Origin of the sequence: Pyxidicoccus xibeiensis (assembly GCF_024198175.1) — a bacterium.
In the GTDB taxonomy this organism is placed as follows: Bacteria; Myxococcota; Myxococcia; order Myxococcales; family Myxococcaceae; genus Myxococcus; species Myxococcus xibeiensis.
Window position 1 is genome coordinate 85,903 of record NZ_JAJVKV010000005.1, and the last position, 21,461, is coordinate 107,363.

General features: G+C 70.9%; 15 protein-coding genes. 9 read left to right on the forward strand and 6 right to left on the reverse strand.

Annotated elements, in window-relative coordinates:
- Window positions 1-468: 468 nt before the first annotated feature.
- The gene (locus LXT23_RS23100; protein ID WP_323379080.1) at window positions 469-924 is read left to right on the forward strand and encodes an SRPBCC family protein; all 456 of its coding nucleotides are present in this window, start codon (window positions 469-471) and stop codon (window positions 922-924) included.
- 3 nt (window positions 925-927) lie between these two features.
- Window positions 928-1,398: an SRPBCC domain-containing protein gene (locus tag LXT23_RS23105; RefSeq protein WP_253982437.1), complete on the forward strand. Its 471-nt coding sequence runs from the start codon at window positions 928-930 to the stop codon at window positions 1,396-1,398.
- 31 nt (window positions 1,399-1,429) lie between these two features.
- On the opposite strand, the gene LXT23_RS23110 is transcribed toward LXT23_RS23105, so the two are convergent.
- Together LXT23_RS23110 and LXT23_RS23115 are read right to left on the reverse strand one after the other, a co-directional pair.
- Complete coding sequence (locus LXT23_RS23110; RefSeq protein WP_407692912.1) at window positions 1,430-1,603, reverse strand: SDR family oxidoreductase; 174 nt, start codon at window positions 1,601-1,603, stop codon at window positions 1,430-1,432.
- 24 nt (window positions 1,604-1,627) lie between these two features.
- Complete coding sequence (locus LXT23_RS23115) at window positions 1,628-3,106, reverse strand: M20/M25/M40 family metallo-hydrolase (RefSeq protein WP_253982439.1); 1,479 nt, start codon at window positions 3,104-3,106, stop codon at window positions 1,628-1,630.
- 532 nt (window positions 3,107-3,638) lie between these two features.
- On the opposite strand from LXT23_RS23115, the gene LXT23_RS23120 reads away from it, so the two are divergent.
- Window positions 3,639-5,366 carry a sensor histidine kinase gene (locus LXT23_RS23120; RefSeq protein WP_253982440.1) on the forward strand — a complete coding sequence of 576 codons (1,728 nt, stop codon included), beginning with the start codon at window positions 3,639-3,641 and terminating at the stop codon, window positions 5,364-5,366.
- A 24-nt stretch (window positions 5,367-5,390) separates the two neighbouring features.
- Here the strand turns inward: LXT23_RS23120 and LXT23_RS23125 are convergent, their stop codons facing one another.
- From LXT23_RS23125 to LXT23_RS23135, 3 genes are all read right to left on the reverse strand, one after another.
- The gene (locus LXT23_RS23125) at window positions 5,391-6,575 is read right to left on the reverse strand and encodes an esterase/lipase family protein (RefSeq protein ID WP_253982441.1); all 1,185 of its coding nucleotides are present in this window, start codon (window positions 6,573-6,575) and stop codon (window positions 5,391-5,393) included.
- A 198-nt stretch (window positions 6,576-6,773) separates the two neighbouring features.
- Window positions 6,774-8,678, reverse strand: a complete 1,905-nt coding sequence (locus tag LXT23_RS23130; RefSeq protein WP_253982442.1) for an OmpA family protein — start codon at window positions 8,676-8,678, stop codon at window positions 6,774-6,776.
- Window positions 8,675-12,334, reverse strand: coding sequence for a kelch repeat-containing protein (locus LXT23_RS23135; protein ID WP_253982443.1), 3,660 nt, complete (start codon window positions 12,332-12,334; stop codon window positions 8,675-8,677). Before LXT23_RS23135 ends, LXT23_RS23130 begins: the two co-directional genes overlap by 4 nt.
- 203 nt (window positions 12,335-12,537) lie before the next feature.
- Between LXT23_RS23135 and LXT23_RS23140 the strand changes: the two genes are divergently transcribed.
- A complete protein-coding gene (locus tag LXT23_RS23140) occupies window positions 12,538-12,930 on the forward strand; it encodes a hypothetical protein (protein ID WP_253982444.1) in 393 nt (130 codons plus the stop codon).
- A gap of 121 nt (window positions 12,931-13,051) precedes the next feature.
- On the opposite strand, the gene LXT23_RS23145 is transcribed toward LXT23_RS23140, so the two are convergent.
- On the reverse strand, window positions 13,052-14,050 hold the full coding sequence (locus LXT23_RS23145; RefSeq protein WP_253983140.1) for a hypothetical protein: 999 nt from the start codon (window positions 14,048-14,050) through the stop codon (window positions 13,052-13,054).
- Between the two features lie 278 nt (window positions 14,051-14,328).
- Between LXT23_RS23145 and LXT23_RS23150 the strand changes: the two genes are divergently transcribed.
- The 5 genes from LXT23_RS23150 to LXT23_RS23170 all read left to right on the forward strand — a co-directional run bounded on the left by LXT23_RS23150 (window position 14,329) and on the right by LXT23_RS23170 (window position 21,449).
- The gene (locus LXT23_RS23150; protein ID WP_253982445.1) at window positions 14,329-15,051 is read left to right on the forward strand and encodes a calcium-binding protein; all 723 of its coding nucleotides are present in this window, start codon (window positions 14,329-14,331) and stop codon (window positions 15,049-15,051) included.
- A 119-nt stretch (window positions 15,052-15,170) separates the two neighbouring features.
- Window positions 15,171-16,973, forward strand: coding sequence for a CocE/NonD family hydrolase (locus LXT23_RS23155; RefSeq protein ID WP_253982446.1), 1,803 nt, complete (start codon window positions 15,171-15,173; stop codon window positions 16,971-16,973).
- A gap of 99 nt (window positions 16,974-17,072) precedes the next feature.
- The gene (locus LXT23_RS23160) at window positions 17,073-17,954 is read left to right on the forward strand and encodes an NAD(P)-dependent oxidoreductase (protein WP_256561102.1); all 882 of its coding nucleotides are present in this window, start codon (window positions 17,073-17,075) and stop codon (window positions 17,952-17,954) included.
- Window positions 17,955-18,015: 61 nt separating this feature from the next.
- A complete protein-coding gene (locus LXT23_RS23165) occupies window positions 18,016-19,428 on the forward strand; it encodes a hypothetical protein (RefSeq protein WP_253982448.1) in 1,413 nt (470 codons plus the stop codon).
- Window positions 19,429-19,760: 332 nt separating this feature from the next.
- Complete coding sequence (locus LXT23_RS23170) at window positions 19,761-21,449, forward strand: hypothetical protein (protein WP_253982449.1); 1,689 nt, start codon at window positions 19,761-19,763, stop codon at window positions 21,447-21,449.
- Window positions 21,450-21,461: the final 12 nt, after the last annotated feature.

Here is a 21,461-nt window from a genome sequence, read left to right on the forward strand (position 1 = left end):
GCTCTGGCGGCCACCGCGTACCGGGCAGGTGCCACGGCGCCGAGGTCGTGCTCGGCGCGGACGCTGGCGGCCACCACGCACCCGGTAGGCACCACGGCCCCAGGGTGGCGCTCAGCATGAGCCCTGGCTGCCACCGCGCACCGGGTGGGCGTCACGGCTTCGAGGTGGTGCGCAGCGCGAAACGCCTTGCCCAACCTGGACGGGCGCACGGTCCCCGGGGGTGAATCACGGGAGAACCCCAGGGCCGCGCGGGAGTACGTCGGGGGGCGGCTGCAACAGCGCCGAGCGGGGCTCGGTGCGTGCTCCGGGCGATCGCGATCACCGATTCCGGAGCAAGCCGATCACCCGCTCCGGGACAAGCCGAACACCGATTCCGGAGCCAGGCGAACACCTGTAGCAGGGTGAAGCAGTGAGCCCGTCGCCCGCAACCTGACCACCCTGGAGCTCGAGGGCGAGCGCGAGGTCGTCATCACGCGGACCTTCAACGCGCCCGCGAGAATCGTGTTCGAGGCGTGGACGCAGCCCGAGCTGGTGAAGCGCTGGTGGGCACCGAAGACGATGGGGGTTGCCATCATCGGGTGCGAGGCGGAGGTCCGGGTCGGCGGGACGTACCGGTATGTCCTCAAGCCTGAAGGAGGGGACGCGTTCGCCTTCTCGGGCCGGTACACCGAGGTCTCCCCGCACTCGCGCCTCGTGTACACGCAGGTGTTCGAGCCCATGGCCGACGCCGGCGAGGCCGTCATCCGCGTCACCTTCGAGGACCGCGGCGGGAAGACACAGCTCGTCTCACGCGAGCGCTACCCGTCCAAGGAGGCCCGCGACGGCGCCATGGCTTCGGGCATGGAGCAGGGGATGCGGGAGACCTACGACCAGTTGGACGCGCTGGTGGCTTCGCTTCGCGAGCGCCAGGCCACGAAGGAGTAGCGGATGTCGCAAGCGAACCCCCCGGACGCCGCCGTCAGCACCGAGCGGCTGTTGTCAGCCAGCCCGCGAGAGGTCTTCGCAGCGTTCGAGCAACCGGAGCGCCTCGCCCGATGGTGGGGACCGAGCGGCTTCACGAACACGTTCGAGCAGTTCGAGTTCAAGCCCGGCGGGCGGTGGGTCTTCGTGATGCACGGCCCGAATGGCGCCAACTACGCCAACGAGAGTGTCTTCCGGGAGCTCCAGCCAGACACCAGGCTCGTCATCGAGCACGTCGTCAAGCCATGGTACAGGCTGACGGTGACCCTGACCGCTCGCGGTGACAAGACACACCTGGCCTGGGTCCAGGAGTTCGAGAGCCCCGAGGTCGCCGCGAAGATGCGCCGCATCACCGACACCGCCAACGAGCAGAACCTCGACCGGCTCCAGTCGCTGCTCGCGAGTGAAGCTGAGGTGAACGGACGAAAGGCGCCGTAGGCCGACTGCAGGCGCCCATCCCCTGCCGCGCTCACAGCGTGTAGCCGCCGTCGCTCAGCAGGGTTGCGCCCGTCATCAAGGCGCAGTCGTCCGACAGCAGGAAGCCAAGCTGCCGGGCAATCTCCTCGGGCCTGGCATGGCGGCCCAGCGGTGTCGCCAGGTCGACCAGAGTGAGCTGGGGCATGCCCTCTTCCAACCCGGCCAGCGCCGGAGGTGCCGCCGGCCGCTGCTACTGCGCCGGACGCGGGAAGGCCACGGGGCTGCGGTGGCCCTCGCGGTCCACCGCGCGCACCCCGAAGAAGTAGTTGTCCTTCGACAGCCCTGGCACCGTGAAGGTCGTCACGTTGCCGACCCGCAGGGTGTGCGTCCAGAGCGCCTCGGAGGTCTCCCGGTAGACGATTTCGTAGCCCGCGACGTCGGGCTCGGGGTTGGCATCCCAGGCGAGCTCCGTGTCGTTCGTGAGCCGGGTGGTGATGACGCGGACGTTCGCGGGCACCGCCGGGGCGCGGGCCAGCGCCGCGAGCGCGGCGCCGTTCACCCTGGCCACGCGCGTGGTGTACGCGAAGTCGACGAACTCGGGCAGGTCGCCGAACACGGTGCCGTTCTCGGTGCGCACGTTCTGGTGCTGGTGGGCGTAGTTCTCGTGCGGCTCCGTGAAGCGCAGCGCCGGGTAGCCCTGCTGGAGGAAGGGGATGTGGTCCCCGCCCCGGCGGTAGCGGTCCCGGCGGTAGATGATGTTCACCCGCATGCGCGTGGCGCTGTTCTCGCCGACGTCCTTCACGAAGCGCGCGAGCTGGCGCGAGGGCGAGTCGTTCTCTCCGCCCACCGAGCGGCGGATGTTCGCCTCCGCGGGCGTCTCGCTCGTGGGCACCCCTTCGGCGAACACGCGCACGGTGAACGGCTCCCTCGAGCCGTCATCCGCGCGCGAGCTGCCGATGATGTCGTTGGTGAACATGGCGGCGATGTTGCGCCCCGCCGCCTTCGCCTGCGTGGCGGAGTAGGTGGAGCCGTACAGCCCCTGCTCCTCGCCCGCGACGGCCATGAAGACGATGGTGGCATCGAAGGAGCGCGTGGCCATCACCCGCGCCAGCTCCAGGACCGCGGCCACTCCCGACGCGTCGTCATTGGCGCCCGGCGCGTCACAGGTCGCGTCGACCGGGTCGGTGCACATCGAGTCGTAGTGGCCGCTGACGACATAGACGCGCCCCTCCGACTCGCGCTGCGAGCCCTTCAGCGTGGCGACGACGTTGGTGATGACGGTGGGCACTGGAATCCGCGAGGCGGGGGGCTGCAGGTAGCTCTGCAGCTCCACCGTCATCCGCCCGCCCGACTTCGCCGCGATGGCCTCGAACTGGCTGCGCAGCCAGTCCCTCGCGGCCCCGATGCCGCGCGCCGGGTCGTCCTGGACGGACAGCGTGTTGCGCGTCCCGAACGACACCAGGGTGCGGATGGTGTTCTCGATGTTCTGCTCGTCCATCTCCCGCAGCATCTCCCGCACGTCGTGCGGCACCGGACGCGCCGCGGCCTCATCCCCCCGCGCCTGGGCGACCTGTGACGTGGCGGCCTCCTCCCGCGAGGCCCCGGCTCCACCGCCGTACGCGAGGAACGGGATGAGCAGCAGCGACGGGGCGCCCAGCGCACGGGAGACACGCCGGACGGCTCGCGAGACGCCCGAGGCCGGGCGTGCTTCCACACCAAGACGAGTCACGGTCTACTCCTTCGGAGTGCGGGAGCGTCCGCCCCGACACGGCGGACGGCCCCAGGTAGCGCGCCGGACCGTATCACTTCCAGGAATTCCTAGACATAACGGTGAAAGGCTACTCCCCCGTGGACGCGCACCGCCTGCGGACCGACACCCGGACGCCCCTGTACCAAGGTCCAATGATTCTCCGCCCAGGACGTCCGCGCCCGGGCCGCGGCAGGCGTCAGGGGCCTCCGGGCTTCGTGCCGCGGCGCCACGCGCCGGAGCCGCCGTGGCAAGCCCCCCTGGCGCGTCGTGCGAGGGAGCGCCGGAGCCGGCCGCCAGGACGCGCGCAGGCTCGCGTCGCCGCAGTCGATGAAGCGGCGTGTCCCAGCCGCGGTCGCGGTTCCGCCGACGCTCGGAGGGGGCTCAACCTGTTATCAGCGGCCCCGTATTGTTAACAAGGCACCAGAAGTGGTCTGCTGTGCTTGCGCGAGACGGCCCTCGGCGCGGCGCTGGGACTCCTGCCTGAAGGAGCTGGCGGAGGCAGCGCATGACGATGCGAGCAAGAGTCCTGCTGTTTGCCTTGGCCGCCGTGGGGCTCGTGGTGGCCATGGGCGGCGCGCTCATCATGGGCTCCGTCCAGGGCCGGCGCACGCGGGACCGTGGCATCGCCGCCGAGGCGCAGGAGCGGCTCCTCCAGGAGCTGCGCCTGGACTCCGCCCTCTATCTGCAGGCGCTGCTGGACGCCATCGAGACCCGGGGGTCCATCGATGACGTCCGGGAAGCCGCGGTGGCGCAGTCGGATGCCGTGTTCAAGCGCATCCACCTGCTGGCCGAAGAGGAGGAGGAGGCAGGCGGCGAGCCCTCCGAAACCGAAGCCGTGTTGCTGGAGCGCCTGCGGGAGGCGCATCACGCGTGGCTGGTGGAGGTGGCGACCGTCGCGCGAGCGTCAGCGCCAGAGGCGGAGGTCCGGTTCCTCAACGAGGCGCGCCATGCCTACGCCCGAGACGTGAAGCCGCTGCTGCTGCTGGCCCTGCAGAGGGAGCAGGAGGAGAAGGCCGCCCTCTTCAGCGGGAGCAACAAGAGCCTCCAGTTCGCCCAGGTCCTGGGCATGGGCTTCCCGGTGGTGTCGGTGCTGCTCGTGGGCGGGCTGGCCCTGACGATGCTCGTGCCCCTGCGGCGCACCCTGCGGGAGTTCCAGGCCGGCGCGGAGCGGGTGGGGCAGGGGGACTTCGAGCAGCTGCTGCCCGAGCACCGGGCGGACGAGTACGGTCGGCTGGCGCGAACCTTCAACCGCATGGCGCGGCAGCTCCAGGAGCTCATCGCGGAGAAGCAGCGGCGGGCGCGAGAGGAGGCCGAGGCGGCCGAGCGGGAGACGCGCCGCCAGAACGCGGTGCTGGAGGAGCTGGTCCGCGGGCGGACGGCGGAGCTGGAGCAGGCGAACACGCGCCTCACGGAGAGCCTGGGACAGCTCCGGGCCACGCAGGCGCAGCTCCTGTTCGCGGACCGGCTGGCGTCGGTGGGGCAGCTCGCGGCGGGCATCGGGCACGAAATCAACAACCCGCTGGCCTTCATCATCAGCAACCTGGAGTTCGTCCAGGAGGAGCTGCGCCGGCGGCCGGACAGTCCGGAGCTGCCCGCGGCGCTGGCGGAGGCACGGGAGGGCGCGGAGCGGGTGCGCCTCATCGTCCGGGAGCTGGGGAACCTCGCGCGGCCGGACAGCATGGAGACCGGGCCGGTGGACCTGGGCGCGGTGGTGCGCAGCGCGGAGAAGATGGCCATGCACCTCATCCGCCCGAGGGCACGGCTGGTGCGGGACGTGGACGGGGCACCCGCCGTGTTCGGCAATGGGGCGCGGCTGTGCCAGGTGCTGCTCAACCTGCTGCTCAACGCGGCGCATGCGATTGAGCCGGGGCGGGGACAGCAGCACTTCATCCACGTCAGGGCCCGGGCGGCGGGGACGGACAAGGTGCTGGTGGAGGTGGAGGACACTGGCTGCGGGATTGCTCCCGCGAATCTCGCCCGCGTCTTCGACCCGTTCTTCACCACCCGGCCCGTGGGCATGGGGACGGGGCTGGGGCTGGCGGTATGCCATGGCATCGTCGCGTCGCACGGCGGGGAGATCTCAGTGGAGAGCGAGGTGGGCAAGGGCACCACGTTCCGCGTGCTGCTCCCCGTCTTCGCCCGGGGCGCGCGGGAGGTCGCCCACCCGGCCCGGGTGGAGTACCGGCCCGAGGGCCCGCTGGAGGAGCCGGAGTCCTCGGTAAGCCGGGAGGCGACGTAGCCCGTCGAGCGGCGCCGGGGCTCATCAGGAGAGGCTCAGCGGCCGCGCGTGTGGCCCGGGCGACGGTGCTCGCTGCCCACCCGCCGTGAAGTCGGCGACGTGCTCCCACACCTCGTGGAAGTGCTGCTCATTGAAGCGGGAGCCAGACTTGAGCCAGCTGATGTACTTGTCGGGCTGGTCGAAGTGGCCCGTGACGTCGAGGTGGTCGGCGGTCGCAACGTGGAGGACCCTTCCCCAGACCTGTGAGCGGCTCGGGACGATGCCGTCGCTCCAGGCCTCGAACTTCTCCCCGAAGGCGGCCCGGAGGGCCTGGGTCTGCTCGGGCGTGCGCTCGGGGAGCTCCAGCTCGGGGGCGAGGGGCGCGCTCCGCTCATACAGCAGGGCGAAGATGCCGTAGATGATGGAGTCTGGAGGCAGCAGCCTGCTGAAGAACAGCCGCCGCAACGCTCCAGGCGGAGGCGGTGCGCCGGTGATGATGGAGCCGTAGCGCACGCCCTCCGCGTCTGGCGTGTCCTGGTTGAACTTCCGGACCACGCGCGGCGTGAGGTCTCGAATCAGCGCCTGGTCCTTCCCAATCTGGCCAAAGAACCGATTGAGCTCCTCGCGCTCGTGCTCGGAGAGCTGGCCCACCACCCTGGCAATCTCGTCGAAGACGTTGGGGGGGAAGTTCAACCGCCTGCTGTGCCGGCTGCTCCAGTGGAGCGCCTGGAGCACCGCGGTCCTGAGGGGCATGTCCTTGTGGTTCAGGGTGAAGAAGGTGACGAGCCACAGGTAGCGCAGCAGGGTCTGCCCCACGTCGCCCTGGTGGAAGAAGCTCGCCAGCGGGGTGCCGTAGTGAGGGGTGGCAAGCGTCACGACCGAGCGCACGCGCCGCACGAAGGCCGGGGCCTTCGAGCTCCCGCGCAGCGAGGCCACGCTCCGCGCGTCCAGCCCCCCGGTGGAGTGCCCGACGAGGTGGAGCTCCGCGTCGTCCTCATTCGCGGTCCCGGCCATCTCCTGGAGCACGCTGAACGCACGCGCCTCGAGCGAGGAGGTGGGGGCGGAGGCCAGGAGCTCCACCTGCACGCCCGCGATGTTGCGAGCCACGAACCGCTGCTCGAGCCACTCCTTGACGTGCTGGAAGTAGGAGAGTCGCTCTGTTTCCTTGTCGCCCAGGTGGGTGAAGCCGAAGAAGCCGGGAACAAGGTAGATGCGGTGATTCATCGCCATGAAGCCAGTCTAGCTTCAGGGCACGCGCGGCAAAGACAGGCGGCGGCTTCGCCGTGGGCTGGCGAACCGTTGGTTCCTGTCAGGTTTTACGTCTGACAGCGATTGGCAGGAAAGGACACAGGAGGCGCCGGCACCCTGCCCCCAGGGGCGAAGTCCATGTGCTTCATGGACGCATTCGCTCCCTGGGGCGCTCCCGGGTCAGTCCTTGACGATGAACTCCACGCGGCGGTTCTCGCTTCGGCCCTCTGGCGTGTCGTTCGAGGCGAAGGGGCGCGACGGGCCGTAGCCCCGGGCCTCGAGGCGAGAGCCGGCGATGCCTCGCTGGATGAGGTAGGCCCGCACCGCCTCCGCGCGCTCCTGGCTCAGCGTGCGATTGAGCTCTTCCGGTCCCGTGTTGTCCGTGTGGCCCTCGATGCGAATCGAGACACCGGGCCGCGCTTTCAGGAGCCCGACCAGCTCATCCAGCATGCGCGCGCCGTCTTCCTGAATCTCGGAGCGGCCCACCGGGAAGATGAGCTTGCGGTCCGACAGGGAGAGCGGCTCCTCCGCCGCGGGAGGAGGCGAGACAGGTTCGGGGCAGCCCTGCCGGGCCGCCACTCCCGGCTCGTCCGGGCAGCGGTCCGAGGCATCCGGCTCGCCGTCGCCGTCCGTGTCCTTCACGGCCGGGCAGCCCTGGTTCTCCGCGGTGCCCTTCTCGTCAGGGCAGCGGTCCGAGGCATCCGGTACGCCATCACCATCCGTGTCCTTCACGGCCGGGCAGCCCTGGTTCTCCGCGGTGCCCTTCTCGTCAGGGCATCGGTCCGAGGCATCCGGCACGCCGTCGCCATCCGTGTCCTTCACGGCCGGGCAGCCCTGGTTCTCCGCGGTGCCCTTCTCGTCGGGGCAGCGGTCCGAGGCGTCCGGCACACCGTCGCCGTCCGAGTCCGGCGCCGGGCAACCGTCGTGCTCCGGCGTCCCCGCCTCGTTCGGGCAGCGGTCCTGACGGTCGACGACGCCATCTCCATCCGAGTCCTTGTCCGGGCAGCCCTCGTTGTCCGGCGACCCCGCCTCCAGCGGACAGCGGTCCTCCTTGTTGGACACGGTGTCCCCGTCATCATCGGAGTCGGGGCACTGCTCGGGCGTGTGCTTCCGTCCGCCCTGGCAGACGTCCTCGGACGGAGGGTTGTGGGCCCAGGCGATTCCCAGCCCCGCCCGCCACGAGGGCGTCCCCGGGATGTCGGTGAAGCCATGGCCGGCGAGCGCGTTCAGCTCGAAGCCATGGCCGATGGGCAGCCGCACACCGCCGAGCAGCTCCACCGCCACGTCCGGCTCCACCAGTGACTCCGCCACCTGCAGGGCCAGCTCGCCGCGAAGACCGTCACCTCGGGTGGCCACCATCAGCCCCTGCTCGAGCTCGGTGCCCACCTCGCGGCCCGGCTCGACTTCCTTCGACCTCACCCGCGCGCCCACGCTGGCGCCCAGCGCGAACATCCCCACCTCGCGCCCGAACGAGACGCGGGGCAGGAACTGGAACCCGGCCCAGTGCTCCTGCCGGCCGAACGCACTCGCCCGTCCGCCCGGAAGCCCCACGTCGAGCCCCACCGCGAGCGACACCGGCGCTCCTTCCTCACGCCGCAGCACCGAGTAGCGCGCTCCCACCTCGGGCGTCCCGAGCCCCGAGGACGCAGGCTCGGCGACACCGGCCAGCATCCGCGCGCCGTGGCCACCCTGGGAGATGATGACCGGCAGCCGGGCGGACAGCTCCAGGCGGTCCACCGGAGACCATGCCCCCATCAGCCAGGCCGACGTCCGGTAGTGCAGGATGGAGCGGCTGACCCCATCGGTGCCCTCCAGCACCAGGATGCCGCGCTCATAGTTGGCCAGCAGGCTCAGGCGATAGCCGCCCTCCGAGAGCAGCCGCCCCGAGTCCACCAGCAGCGAGTCCGTCGCGGCGGCGCTGAGGCGCAGGCGCTCCGCGTCGAACGCAACCAGGGGGCTGGAGAGCGTCTGCCCCGAGGCACTGGCCGCGGTCAGCGCCGCGATGAGCACACAGGTCCGTGCCGATTCACGCAAGGGAAGGTCCTTCGAGCTGAAGAGTCGAACGAGGAGAGTCAGGAAGCTCACGGGGCGCCTCGCTCCCGGCGGCGCCGATGCCCCGCCCACATGGCGAGGAGCGACAGCACGACCAGCGCCGCGTTCGCGCCGCCTCCGGCGGCCTGACAGCTGCCGCCGGCAATCTTCACCACCTGCGCCTGGACGGTGACGTCGAACGTGCACTGCGCGGCGTTGCCGGACGCATCCGTCGCGGTGACGGTGACGCGGGTCACCCCATACGGGAAGCGGGAGCCGGACTCGGGCGACGCGGTGACAGTGGGGGGAGACACCGGGTCCGTCGGCTCCGGCAGCTCATACGTCACGATGGCGCCATCCGGCGTGTTCGAGCTCACCCGCACGTCCTCCGGACACGTGAGGTCCGGAGGCGTCTCGTCGCCGCTCACGCCAAGCGTCACGGTGGCGACGTTGCTGTCCAGGCCGCAGTCGCGTGCCCGGAAGGTGAAGCTGTCCGGCCCCAGGTAGCCGGGATTGGGCGTGTACGTGACGGAGGGCGGCGTACCGCTCAGCGTCCCATGGGCCGGAGGGGTGACGATGACGAAGCTCAGCGGCTGTCCCGCATCTGCATCCGTCGCCACCAGCGACAGGTTCACGGGCACGCCTTCCGGCGTGGAGACCGTCAGGTCCCGCGCCACTGGCGCGGTGTTCTCCACCACAGTCACCATCCGCCCGCTGCCTATCGCATTGGCGAAGACGGAGAGCACGTAGGCACCCGGCGTCGCGCTGGCGGGAATGGTCACCGTCACGCTGGTGGCGGACATCTCGGTGCCCGGCAGCGTCCAGAGCCGGCGCCCCTCGGCCGCCTGCAGCCGTACCAGCGGGAAGTTCGTCGCGGAGTCCTTGTAGTCACCTGAGCTGGCTCCGGAGACGCCCCAGAACAGCGTGCCGGTGAGGCGAGCGGAGCAGGCGCGCAGCACCGTGTCGAGGCCCGTCACCACCGGACGCCGGGCAGGCTGCGCCGCGGTGTCCTCGTACAGCTCGGCGCTCGCCAGCCACGCGCCCCCGGCGCCCTGCCCACCCACCGCGAGCACCTCGTTCGAGGGCAGCACGACGGTGGCGAAGCCCTGCCGCCCGGCCGCGAGGCCCGATGCGGGCCTCCAGGTGTTCGTCGCGCTGTCGTACAGCTCCGCGGTGGCGAGCGCCGTCCCCCCCGGCCCCTGGCCTCCCGCGACGAGCACCCGGCCCGAGGGCAGCAACGCGGCGGAGTGCAGGGCGCGCGGGCCGGCCAGCGCTCCCGCCGGGGCCCAGGTGTTGGAGACCGGGTCATACACCTCCGCCGACGTCAGCTCCGCCGCGAGCGAGGTGCCCGCCGCCGCCAGCACCCGGCCCGAAGGCAGCAGCGTCAGGGTGAGCGAGGCCCGTCCCTGCGCGAGGCCTGCCGCGGGGGCCCAGGTGTTGGTCGCCGGGTCATACAGCTCCGCCGACGCCAGCAGCGCGCCCCCATTCTCACCCCCCGCCACCAGGACCCTTCCGTCGGGCAGCAGCACGGCCGCGTGACGCGAGCGGGGCGTGGCGGCCGACGCGGCCGAGCTCCAGGCATTGGCGGCCGGGTCATACAGCTCCGCCGCCCCCGTGCCCGCGCCACCCACCACGAGCACCCGGCCCGAGCCGAGCACCGTCGCGGTGTGGCCGTCGCGTGCGGTCGTCATCGTGCCCGCGGACGTCCAGGCATCGGCCACCGCGTCGTACTGCTCCGCCGAGGCCAGCGGTCCCACGCCATTCCCACCGCCGACGGCGAGCACCCGGCCGGACGGCAACAGGCTCAGCGTGGCGCGCTCGCGCGCGGTGGCCAGGGCGGCGGCGGGAGCCCAGGTGTTGCTCGCGCGCGTGTAGCGCTCCGCCGTCCCGAGCACGCCCCCCGCACCCCGGCCCCCCGCGACCAGCACCTGGCCCGACGGCAGCAGCACGGCGGCCGAGCCCCGGCCCGACGCGAGGTTGCCGGCCGGAGACACCCGGTCGCTGGAGGCCTCGTAGAGCTCCACGTTCGCGAAGAAGGTCAGGGTCGGGTTCGAGGCGTAGCCGCCGTTGACCAGCACCTGTCCGGTCGTCAGCAGGGTGGCGCCCGCATTCTCGCGCGCCACCGCCAGGGAGCCGGCGGCGGCCCAGGTTCCCGTCGCCGGGTCATACAGCTCCGACACGGGCTGCGCGTTGCGCGCCCCATCCGAGCCGCCCTGGACCAGGACCCTGCCGTCCGGCAGCAGCGTGGCCGAGTGGCCGTTTCGCGGATGGAGGAGGGCGCCGGTGGCGGTCCAGGTGTTGGCCGCCGGGTCATAGAGCTCCGCGTGGGTGGTAACCCCCGTGCTCGTGAAGCCTCCGGCGAGGAGGACGCGGCCGTCGGGCAGCAGCGTCGCGGTCGCATAGTGCCGGGGGACCAGGGGCGGCGCCGCCAGCGACCAGGTCCCGGCAGCGGGGTCGTAGAGCTCCGCGTCGGGCACCTCGCCCGCGCCGTTGAAGCCGCTGGCCACCAGCACCCGGCCGTCCCTCAGCAGCGTGGCGGTGTGGGCCCGGTGGACGACGGACATGGCGCCGGTGGCGGTGAAGGTGTTCGTCGCGGCGTCGTAGAGCTCCGCGGTGTTCAGGTTGGAGCCTCCCGCGACGAGCACCTGCCCCGAGGGCAGGAGCGTGGCGGTGGGCAGGGTGCGGGACGCGGACATCGCCAGCGTGGGGGACCAGGTGTTCGTCGCGGCGTCGTAGACGCGTGCCGTCTGGCTGCCGTCCGTCAGGATGAAGGCCCGGCCGGTGGGAAGCAGGACGCCCACCGTGATGTTGCCCTGGATGCCGGGGCTCGCGGCGGAGGCCCAGGTGCCGGTCTCCGGGTCGAAGCGCTCGGCGGTGGTCACGAACCCGGTCCGGTTGACGCCGCCCGCCACCAGGAGGTCGCCGTCGGGGAGGAGCAGCGAGGCGTGCTGGGCCCTCGGGGTCGCCATGCCGGCCGTCGACGACCAGCCCGGGTCCACCACCAGCGGCGCGGTGAGCCCCTCGAGGGAGACCTCGGTGACGAGGCCCACCCGGGCGCCCTCGGCCTCGAACACGTTGGCGCGCGGCGTCTCACGCACGCCCGACAGCCGCACGCCGCCACGGCGCGACTGGCCGCGCGCGTCGCGAACCTCGGAGGGATGGAAGCGGAGGACGGGGCGCCCCTGCGCGTCGAGGAACTCCACGTACTCCCCGGCGTCATGGAGGCGGCGCACCGAGGGCGGGAGCGCGACGTGGTACTGCGCGCGGTGGAGGCCCTCAACGCCGTCCACCACCCAGGCCTCCTCGAGGCGCGAGGTCCGCCACCCCTGGCCGACTTCCGTGGACGCTCCCACCGGGAACCAGAAGTGACGCTCTCCGGCGAAGGCCACCGCGCGCTCATGGCGCAGCGCCGGGGCGTCTCCGGGGCCAGGCGTCTGCTCGACCTGGAAGGTCAGCCCGCGCGTCGTCAGCGTGAGCGAGCCGCTCCCGGTGACCTGGGCGGTGAGCGCACGGGCCTGCGCGGTGGAGGCGGGCGCGAGGGCGGCGCCGGGGGACGCCGTCACGTCGGCGGCGAGCTCGGGGAAGTAGGCCCGCGCCAGGGAGACGGCCTCCTCCGAGGAGGGCAGGGCGCTCTTCTGCTCGCAGCCGAGGACGAAGACACCGCAGAGCAACACGAAGACAAGGCGTCCCGAGACGCGACCAGGCTGCATCTGTCACCCTCCACGCCCATACATGCTCCATGGGCTGACGCGCGGGGGCGCGCCACACGCGGAAGGTCTCCGCGCGTGGCCTTGCCTCTATCATGCTTCGACGGCCTCCGGGTCCGAACTGACGCGCCCATGAAGCAGGGGTGGGGAGACGTGTCAGGATTGGTCCGCTCGCGACCTTTGCGCGCGGGCCTCGAGGACGCTCCATGAGACGCTTCGCCGTGTCCCGCCTGTTGCTCGTCGGCCTGTCCGCGTGCGCCGCCCCACCCGAGCGCCCGGCTCCGGAGTGCCCGCTGCACGAGCTGGCCTTCACCCGGGAGACGGGGTGCCAGAACGACGGCTCGGTGGAGTTCTGCCTTCCGACGGGCGACGACGCGCTCGTTGCCCGCGTGAAGGCCCTTGCCCCCACGGTCCGCGCCGGGACTTCACGGGGCCGCGCGGGCTGCGACACGTCCCGGGAGACGCTCTACTTCTTCCCCACGGAAGCCACGGAGTGCGTCTCACACCACGGCGCGCTCACTCCCGCCGCATGGGACGCGGTCTGCCGCATCGCCGCGCTGCCCGAGGTCCGCGCCGTCGTGCCCACGTGGTACGAGTAGGCCATGCCAGCGCCGCCTTGAAGGCGAGGGGCTGGCGGCCCCGCCGACTCCAGGCAGGACGAAGCCCCAGGCTCCTTGCGCGGAACCTGGGGCTTCTTGTCTCCGGAGCGTCAGCTTCGGACTACTCCGCCCACCAGGTCTCGGACATCACGCTGAAGCCGTTCACCGTGTCGACGAAGATGGAGACGGTGTGGCTGCTCCACGGGTCATCCGCGTAGGTGTAGATGCAGCCCTTGAACGTGCGCCCCGCGATGCGCGCGTCGAGGTTCGCCAGGCCCGCGCTGATGATGCTGCTGGAGATCCTGCTGCTCGCGTTGACGTAGGCGAGCGTGGACACGACCTCGGCGCGCACCTCGGCGGCGTTGGCCAGGTACGGCCGGATGGTCGCGCCAGACGGGACGCTGCTGGGCTCGAGCCCGAAGCACGTCGGGCCGGCCCGGGAGTAGCCGTGCTGGGTGGTGACCTCGTTCCACCAGTCGAAGTGGCGCCGCAGCTGCGCGCCAGAGGAGCCGTTGCTGGGGAGCGCGTTCACCGCGGCGGCGAGCGCCTCGAAGGGCCGGCTCAGCGTGGCCGCGTTCCGGATGTTCCGGAAGCTCACCTCGCCGATGCCCGCCACGTTGGAGATGGCCTGGGCCGACGTGAACGGGCGCAGGCCGAGGAGGTTCACGGCGCCGTTCCACGCGTCCGGCAGGACGTCGTGCAGCTCCGAGTCGTCGATGGTGTTCACCAGCGACACGATGGCGGCCGCGTCGTCATGGGAGAGGGCCAGCCCGTCGAAGATGCCGGTGCAGTCCGCGTCGATGTAGTCCAGCGTGCGGGCGCCGCGCTCGAGCTCCTTGAGGCGGGTCGCACCGACCAGCGGCACCGAGGACAGGTCCGCCAGCGACGTGAAGGGCGCCGTCGCGCGCCGGTTGACGAGGTTGGTGACGACGTTGCTGGGCAGGTACGCGTCCAGCGTGTGGTACGGCGCCGTGTTCGCGAACACGAGGATGCCCTCACACTCCGGAGCGACGTCCACATCCGTGGTGGTGAGGATGGGCGACTGCTGCGACTCGAGGGAGGGCGACGCGAGCGGCTCGGAGGACGGTGCGGTTTCGAGACCGCCGCAACCGACGAACATGCTCACGGCAAGGACAGCTGAGCCAAGACGGCGCATCAGGGGACTCCTGGTGGGGGGGGACAGCGATGTGACGCGGCTCAATACATCAGAACGGTCTGACTCCGGAACGCGACCCGCCCTTTTCCGAGGCGCGGAGGGCCCAGCATTCTTTGGGGGAGGTATTAGCTGTGTCGGGTTTCGTGGAGGGCCCATGTCAGAAGTTCGCGGGCCGGCTCATAGACCCTGGTGGCCACGAAGCTCCGAGCGTCGGATGCGGGCCGGGCCACCGGGAGAACACCATGAAGCTCACGAGTTTCTTCGCCGCGATGCTGGTCCTCTGCGTCACCGTCTCGAGCCAGGCGCTGGCCCAGCCCACCTGCCTCGGCGCGGTTGCGACCATCGTCGGTGGCGCGGGTGACGACGTGCTCGTAGGAGGGGCCGGCAACGACGTCATCGTCGGGCTGGGAGGCAACGATGAAATCTACGGAGGCGGGGGGAATGACATCATCTGTGGGAACGGCGGCGATGACTTCCTTGACGGTGAGGACGGGAACGACATCTACGCGGGCGGGGCCGGGTCCGACACGTATGCGGATCAAGGTACGGGGAGCGACACCGTCTACTACGTGAACGACCCGGGCGGCGTGGTGGTGTACCTCGACAACGGCATCCAGAGCTTCGACGGCGCCGGGTCCATGGAGTTCTTCGACAACATCGAGAATGTCTACGGGTCCGCGTTCGACGACACCCTGTTCGGGACTATCGGCCCGAACCGCATCGAGGGACTCGATGGAGTCGACACCCTCTTCGGCGGTGACGGCGTGGACCTGCTGAGCGGGGGCCTCGGCAACGACCTCATTGGAGGCGGTGTGGGCAACGACATCCTCAACGGCAACGACGGAGACGACATCCTGGCCGGCGGCGCCGGGGCGGACACCCTCACCGGCGGCGCGGGCAACGACTCCGCGGACGGCGGCGCCGGCGTCGACACGTGCACGGCCGAGACAGTCACCAGCTGCTAGGACGAGCACGGCCCAGGGCATCAACGAACCGCCGGAGCTTCACCGGCAGGTTCAGGCGGCTGCTGTTTCACGCTGACGGGTGTGACATCCGCCCCGGGAGTGCCGAGAATGCCTGCCCCATGGTCGACCAGGGCCGCTTCCCCGGCACTCCCGTGTCAGCTCCGCCGCGCTTCAAGGGCGTGGTCACCCGCTCGCTGCCGCTGACGCTGCGTGACGGTGTCCAGCTCGCGCTCGACGTCAACCTTCCCAGGAACCTGCCGGACGGCGAGCGGCTCCCCGCGGTGCTGGTCATGAGCCGCTACTGGCGGAGCTTCGACCTGCGCCTGTCTCCCCCGGACCGGGTGCCCATGGGGCCGCGCGAGCCCCTCGGTGACGCGCTGGTCGCTCGGGGGTACGCGGTGGTGGTCGTCGACGTGCGCGGCTCCGGCGCCTCGTCCGGCACCTGGGCCCATCCCTGGTCGGACGTGGAAGTCGCGGACCTGGGTGAGGTGGCCCGCTGGGTGGCGGACCAGCCCTGGTGCAACGGCCACCTGGGCGCGGTGGGTATCTCCTACGAGGGGACCACCGCGGAGCTGCTCGCGGCGGCGGCGCCGGAGTGCGTCCGGGCGGTGATTCCCCAGCAGATCGAGTTCGACGTGTACACGGACGTGGTCATGCCGGGAGGCCTCCTCAACGCGGAGTTCATGCGGCGGTGGGATGCCACCAACCGCATGCTGGACGCCGGCCGCGTCCCGTCCGCCTGGGGCCTGGGGGCGAGGCTGATGGTGCGCGGGGTCCGCCCCGTGGACGGAGACGCGGACCGCTCGCGGGTCCGCGCGGCCCTGGAGGCGCACCGTGACAACGTCGACGTCTGGGCCGCGGTGCGGGCCATGACCTTTCGCGATGACGCGTTCGGCGCGCAGCCCGTCACCACCGACGACTTCAGCCAGTTCCGCCGCAAGGAGGCCATCGAGGCCTCGGGAGCGGCGGTGTACGGGTGGGGGAGCTGGTTCGACGGCCGCACCGCCGACGCGGTCATCCACCGGTTCCTCAACTTCGCCAACCCCCAGGTGGGCGTCATCGGGGCGTGGAGTCACAACATGAAGACCCATGCCAGTCCCTTCGCCCGGCCCAGGAGCCGCCCGAATCCCTCCATGGCCGGTCAGTGGGAGGAGTGTGGCGCCTTCTTCGACCGGACGCTCGAGCCCGGCGCGCCCGTCACGCAGAAGCTGCTGCACTACTTCACGGTGGGCGAGGAGGCCTGGAAGTCGACACCCGTGTGGCCCCCCGAGGGCTTCTCCACGGAGCGCTGGTACTTCGCGGCGGACCACGGCCTCGTTCGCGAGGCGCCGGCAGGGGAGGGCGCCGACAGCTACGAGGTCGACTTCACCGCGACGACGGGAACCCACAACCGCTGGCACACGCCCGATGGGATGACGCCGGTGGTCTACGCGGACCGCGCCCGCGAGGACCGGCGGCTGCTCACGTACACGAGCGCCCCGCTGGACGTGGACGTGGAGCTCACCGGACACGCCATCCTCACCCTGCACGTGGCCTCCTCCGTCGAGGACGGCGCCTTCTTCGTCTACCTGGAGGAGGTGGACCCGCGGGGCAGGGTGACCTACCTGACGGAGGGGCAGCTCCGGGCGCTGCACCGGAGGCTGTCCGGCTCGGCGCCGCCCTACCTCACGCCCGTCCCGTATCACTCGTTCCGCCGCGAGGACGCCTGGCCGCTCGTGCCGGGCGAGGTGGCGACGCTGACCTTCGGGTTGCTGCCCAGCTCGGTCCTCATCCGCCGGGGGCACCGCCTGCGGGTCGCGCTCGCGGGCGCCGATGCCGACAGCTTCGCGCGCATCCCCGCCGAGGGCCGTTCCTCCTGGCGGGTCATGCGCGGCGCCGCGCATCCGTCCTGCATCGACCTGCCCGTGAAGCGGCGGGGCTGAGTCAGGGGAAGAAAGCGACAGGGCGCCGTATATCCGGTGGCAGGATGCCCCATCAGCCGGGCCTCAGCCTGGCTGGATTCAAGCAACAGGAGACGGAAGATGGCCCCCGGCAGGTCTGTGAAAATCGCGGTGGTGGGTTGTGGCCTCATGGGAAGCGCACTGGCGCGAGCCTTCGCCGTGGCGGGACACGACGTCGCGGTCTGGAACAGGACTCCGGGCAAGGCACGGGCCGTGGGAGGTGGCACGGTCGATTTCGAGAACCTGGTCGAAGCCGTGTCGGGACGAGAGCTGGTCGTCCTCTCCCTGTCTACCTACACCGCCTGCTTCGAGGTGCTCGCCGCGAAGGGCGTCGCCTCGGCGCTGGCCGGGACGACGCTCGTACAGCTCACCAGCGGCTCACCGGCGGATGCCCGCTCGGGACTGGAGTGGGCGCGGGCGCACGGCGTGGACTACCTGGACGCCGCCATCCTCGCCTTCCCGGGGTTCGTCGCCACCGACTACGCGACAGTCTTCTACGCCGGGTCGCGCGCGGTCTTCGACCGGCACCTGGAGACCCTCCAGGCCCTTGCCAAGAACTCCGTCTACGTCGACGAGAAGATCGGCTCCGCCGCGACGCTCGACTGCGCGATTCTCGAGGCCTACTACGGAAGCTCCCTGGCCTTCCTCCACGCAGCGGCCATGTGCAAGGCGGAAGGGCTGGACCCGAAGGCCTTCTTCGCCCAGAAGAGCTCCTTCCTCGGGTTGATCTCCGTCACCGCGGACGCCGCGCAGGGCATGATTGGAACCAACGATTTTTCTGGCGACCAGTGCAGCCTCAATACCCACGTCGCGGCCATCGAGCACATCGTCCGGCTGAGCAAGGACGCCCGTATCAGCGCGCGCTTCCCGACGGAGCTGCTCGACAACTACAAGCGAGCAATCAGCGTGGGCCTCGGTGACAAGGAGCTGCCGGCGGTGTTCCAGACGCTGACGCGGGAGTAGCGGCCCCGCTGGCGCTCCCGGGCCTTCCCAGGCCAGCACGAGTGGTATGTGAGTGGAGCCCATGCGCCAACAATCGATTCGGGACGCGTTCGAGCTTCATCGATGGAGGCTGCGTTCGCCGGCGCTCGCAGCTGGCGTGCTGGACCGCCCGGAGGAAGAGCCGCGTGCCTCGGCGAGCGATTCGCTCTGTTTCGAGGCCCTCGCCCCTGACACCCACCGCGGCCTTCGCTGGGCCGCGGACCGGGACGAAGAGGTCAGACTCGCGTACGAGCGATGGTGTGCGTCGCTTCCCTTGTCGGCGTGGCCCAGCAGCCTGGCACCCATCAGCCTGCGAGAGCTTCTCGAGAGTGACCTGGCCCAGGAGCTGGGGAGATTCAAGAGCCCATTTCCCGCGGAGGAGATGAGCCTGGAGGCGCTCCTCGAGAGCGGGCACTTCGACCGCGGTCCCGCCCTCACCGACGGGAGTCCGGTCTACATGCCCTACGACTCGGTGCTCAGGTTGTTTGCCGAGCTCGCCCCCCACATCGAAGACCTCCGGCTCATGAGCACCCAGCGCGCCTGGACGGACGAGCTCTGGGTCGTCGAGGGCTCCTTCTACTGGATGCGCCACCCGACGGACTCCGCCGACGCAGCCGCCTATTTCCAAGCGCTCCTCGCGGAGGTGCCTGAAGACGACGCGCTGCGCTCATACGTCATCCATGAATGGTGGGGGCGGGCGAGCGTCTGTCTCGAGCATTGCGAAAGAAATCAAGGCCTGCGAGCGACCTTGACGAAGCGTTTCGGTGAGCGCGCGAGCCAGCTCCACGACCTCGACACTCCTCGCGCCCGCGCGCGCAAGCTGCTCGAGGCCCAGCACGCCATCGAACGGGCGCGCACCCTGGGCGCCGACACGGAGCCCCTGCAGAGGCGGCTCGCGGAGCTCGCGGCAGGTGCGCTGCCTCCGGTGACAGCGGACGCCCTCGGACGCTACGACGCGCTGGCGGCGCATGCTGGAGCGCTCCTGGCGCGGGGGGCGTATCTTCAGGCGCTCAGGGTCGTCGAGCGCGCAGCCGCCGTCGAGCCGGACTGGTACGAAGGTTCGCAGCTGCTCCGGGCCCTCGCGCTCGAAGGGCTCGGCCGCCAGAGGGGAGCAGTGGCTGCGTACCGTCTCCATATCGAGGCACTCCGCGACGAGGCTCCCCATGAGTTGAAGCTGGATGCGGACCGCCTCCTCTCACAGAGTCGCTCGGGGCCCGCCGAGCTCATCTACCGCGCCCTCTTCGACGCTCCATTCTTCCTTGGCGTTGCCGCCCGTGTCGGGGCAGCGACCTGCCGTGCCGTCGCGGGTGACGTGCAGGATGCGCGGGGGCTCTACGCTGCCGCACTCGAGGAGGCCGTCAGGGCCCGGGAGCGCCATCCGGACTCCGGCGTCACCCGCGAGCTCGAGCGTTACGAGCGTATCGCACAGCGGAAGCTGACCGGGCTGGACGGATAGATAGAGCCGAGGGGCTCGCGGGCGAATGGTTCGTCCCAGGACCTTCCGCGACGGGCTGATGGCAGGCGAATGGCTGGGGGCATGGCCTGCCCGGGCCGCCGCGTCGTGTACGCGTCACCCCCTGCCCGGAGCCACACGGCGGGTGCGGTGAAAGGTCGCAGGGCGGGCCCGGGCGCTCAGGGCTGGCCGTCCCAGACCTGGGCCAGCCCCCGGCCCGGGCCGCACCCCTGGTGGGGGCAGGGAGGCAGCCTCCGGGGCGATTTGGAGTTCGTGGGGGACCTGTCCAGAATGCGACCCTGCCCTCGACAAGCGAGCGGCAGGGGGAGAGCGGAATGTTCGTGTCTCGCAGGTCAGGATGGAGCCGCACCGGCAAGGTGCTCGGGCTCGCACTCACACTCTCGTTGACGGCGTGCCCCGGGGGTGGGGATGACGACGACGAGGATGGTGGCAGCGGCCGGGACGCTGGCGTCAACGTCGACGCGGGCGTGGATGCTGGCACCGATGCCGGGACCGATGGCGGCACTGGCAGCGGGCAGCCGGTGACGCTGAGCGGCACGGTGACGTACGACTTCGTCCCGGCGACGTACTCGCCGGCCTCCCGGTCAGGCACGCTGGCCTTCGCGCAGACTGTCGCGAAGCCCGTGCGCAGCGCCGTCGTCCAGGTCCGGCAGGGTGCGGCCATCCTGGCCACCGGCACCACCGACGCGCAGGGCCGCTACACGCTCACCTATACCGCCGGCCCCAGCGGCGCGCTGATGCTCGTGGCGCTCGCGAAGTCCTCGCAGCCGGAAATCCAGGTGGAGGACAACACCGACGGGAACGCGGTCTGGTCGGTCGGTGCCAGCCTCGCCGCCAATGCCACGAGCAAGGACCTGCATGCCAGCCACGGCTGGACGGGCACCAGCTTCGACCCCAACCGGCGCACGGCGGCCCCCTTCGCCATCCTCGACAGCATGTACACCGCGGCGCGGTCCTTCATGGCGGCGCGCACCGTCAACTTCCCCGTGCTCAAGGTGAACTGGAGCCCGAAGAACGTCCCGCAGCGCGGGGACAAGGCGCTCGGGTTCATCAGCACGTCCCACTTCACGTCCCAGGAGAACGAAATCTACATCCTCGGGAAGGACGGGGTGGACACCGACGAGTTCGACAGCCACGTCATCGTCCACGAGTGGGGGCACTACTTCGAGGGCAACCTGTCCCGCTCGGACAGCCCGGGCGGCCCCCATGGCTCCGGCGACGTGCTGGACCCGCGCCTGGCCTTCGGCGAGGGCTATGGCAATGCCCTGGCGGCCATCATCCTGCCGGAGTCCGTCTACGCCGACACCTTCTGGAGCAGCTCGCGTGGGCTGACGGCCTTCGGCTTCGACGCGGAGACGGCGCCCGTCCCCACGGACGACCCGAGGCCGGGCGTGTTCTCGGAGACCAGCGTCATGCGCATCCTCTATGACCTGTTCGACTCCGGCTCCAGCGAGTCCGCGTACGACAACGTGTCCTACAGCCTGGGGACGATTCACGACGTCCTGGTGGGCCCGCAGAAGTCCACGGAGGCGCTGACGACGCTCGGCTCGTTCCTGAGCGCGCTCAAGGTGCAGCCGGGCGTGGATGCCGCGGCGGTGGACACGCTGGTGGCGCACTACAGCGTGGGCTCGGTGACGTCGGCCTTCGGCGATGGCGACGCGAGCCTGCGCGCCATGTACGCCACCGTGCCGCCGACGTACCCGTTCACCACCACCGTCACACTGCGCGGTGGCCAGGACTACAACAAGCAGCAGCAGAACCGGTACTACGTCTTCACGGGCACGGGCCGCACCATGCGCATCACCGCGTCGAATGCGACGCAAGACGTGGGCATCGAGGCATACCTGCGGGGAGCGCTGGTGGGCTCGGCCGACAGGGGGGCGAGCGGCGAGGAGTCCTTCACCTTCGAAAGCCAGGCCGACGCGCGGTACGTGCTGGTGGTGGTGGGTTTCTCGGAGACGGTCGCCGACTACAACGTGGCCCTCTCCATCACGAGTCTCTGACTTCAGGAGCAC

What these genes read in the sequence shown, in the direction of transcription:
- LXT23_RS23155 (WP_253982446.1), top strand. Translation starts at nt 15,171, where the DNA reads ATGGTCGACCAGGGCCGCTTCCCCGGCACTCCCGTGTCAGCTCCGCCG.
- LXT23_RS23170 (WP_253982449.1), top strand. Translation starts at nt 19,761, where the DNA reads ATGTTCGTGTCTCGCAGGTCAGGATGGAGCCGCACCGGCAAGGTGCTC.
- LXT23_RS23140 (WP_253982444.1), top strand. Translation starts at nt 12,538, where the DNA reads ATGAGACGCTTCGCCGTGTCCCGCCTGTTGCTCGTCGGCCTGTCCGCG.
- LXT23_RS23145 (WP_253983140.1), bottom strand. Translation starts at nt 14,050, where the DNA reads ATGTTCGTCGGTTGCGGCGGTCTCGAAACCGCACCGTCCTCCGAGCCG.
- LXT23_RS23160 (WP_256561102.1), top strand. Translation starts at nt 17,073, where the DNA reads ATGGCCCCCGGCAGGTCTGTGAAAATCGCGGTGGTGGGTTGTGGCCTC.
- LXT23_RS23125 (WP_253982441.1), bottom strand. Translation starts at nt 6,575, where the DNA reads ATGGCGATGAATCACCGCATCTACCTTGTTCCCGGCTTCTTCGGCTTC.
- LXT23_RS23135 (WP_253982443.1), bottom strand. Translation starts at nt 12,334, where the DNA reads ATGCAGCCTGGTCGCGTCTCGGGACGCCTTGTCTTCGTGTTGCTCTGC.
- LXT23_RS23150 (WP_253982445.1), top strand. Translation starts at nt 14,329, where the DNA reads ATGAAGCTCACGAGTTTCTTCGCCGCGATGCTGGTCCTCTGCGTCACC.
- LXT23_RS23120 (WP_253982440.1), top strand. Translation starts at nt 3,639, where the DNA reads ATGCGAGCAAGAGTCCTGCTGTTTGCCTTGGCCGCCGTGGGGCTCGTG.
- LXT23_RS23165 (WP_253982448.1), top strand. Translation starts at nt 18,016, where the DNA reads ATGCGCCAACAATCGATTCGGGACGCGTTCGAGCTTCATCGATGGAGG.
- LXT23_RS23105 (WP_253982437.1), top strand. Translation starts at nt 928, where the DNA reads ATGTCGCAAGCGAACCCCCCGGACGCCGCCGTCAGCACCGAGCGGCTG.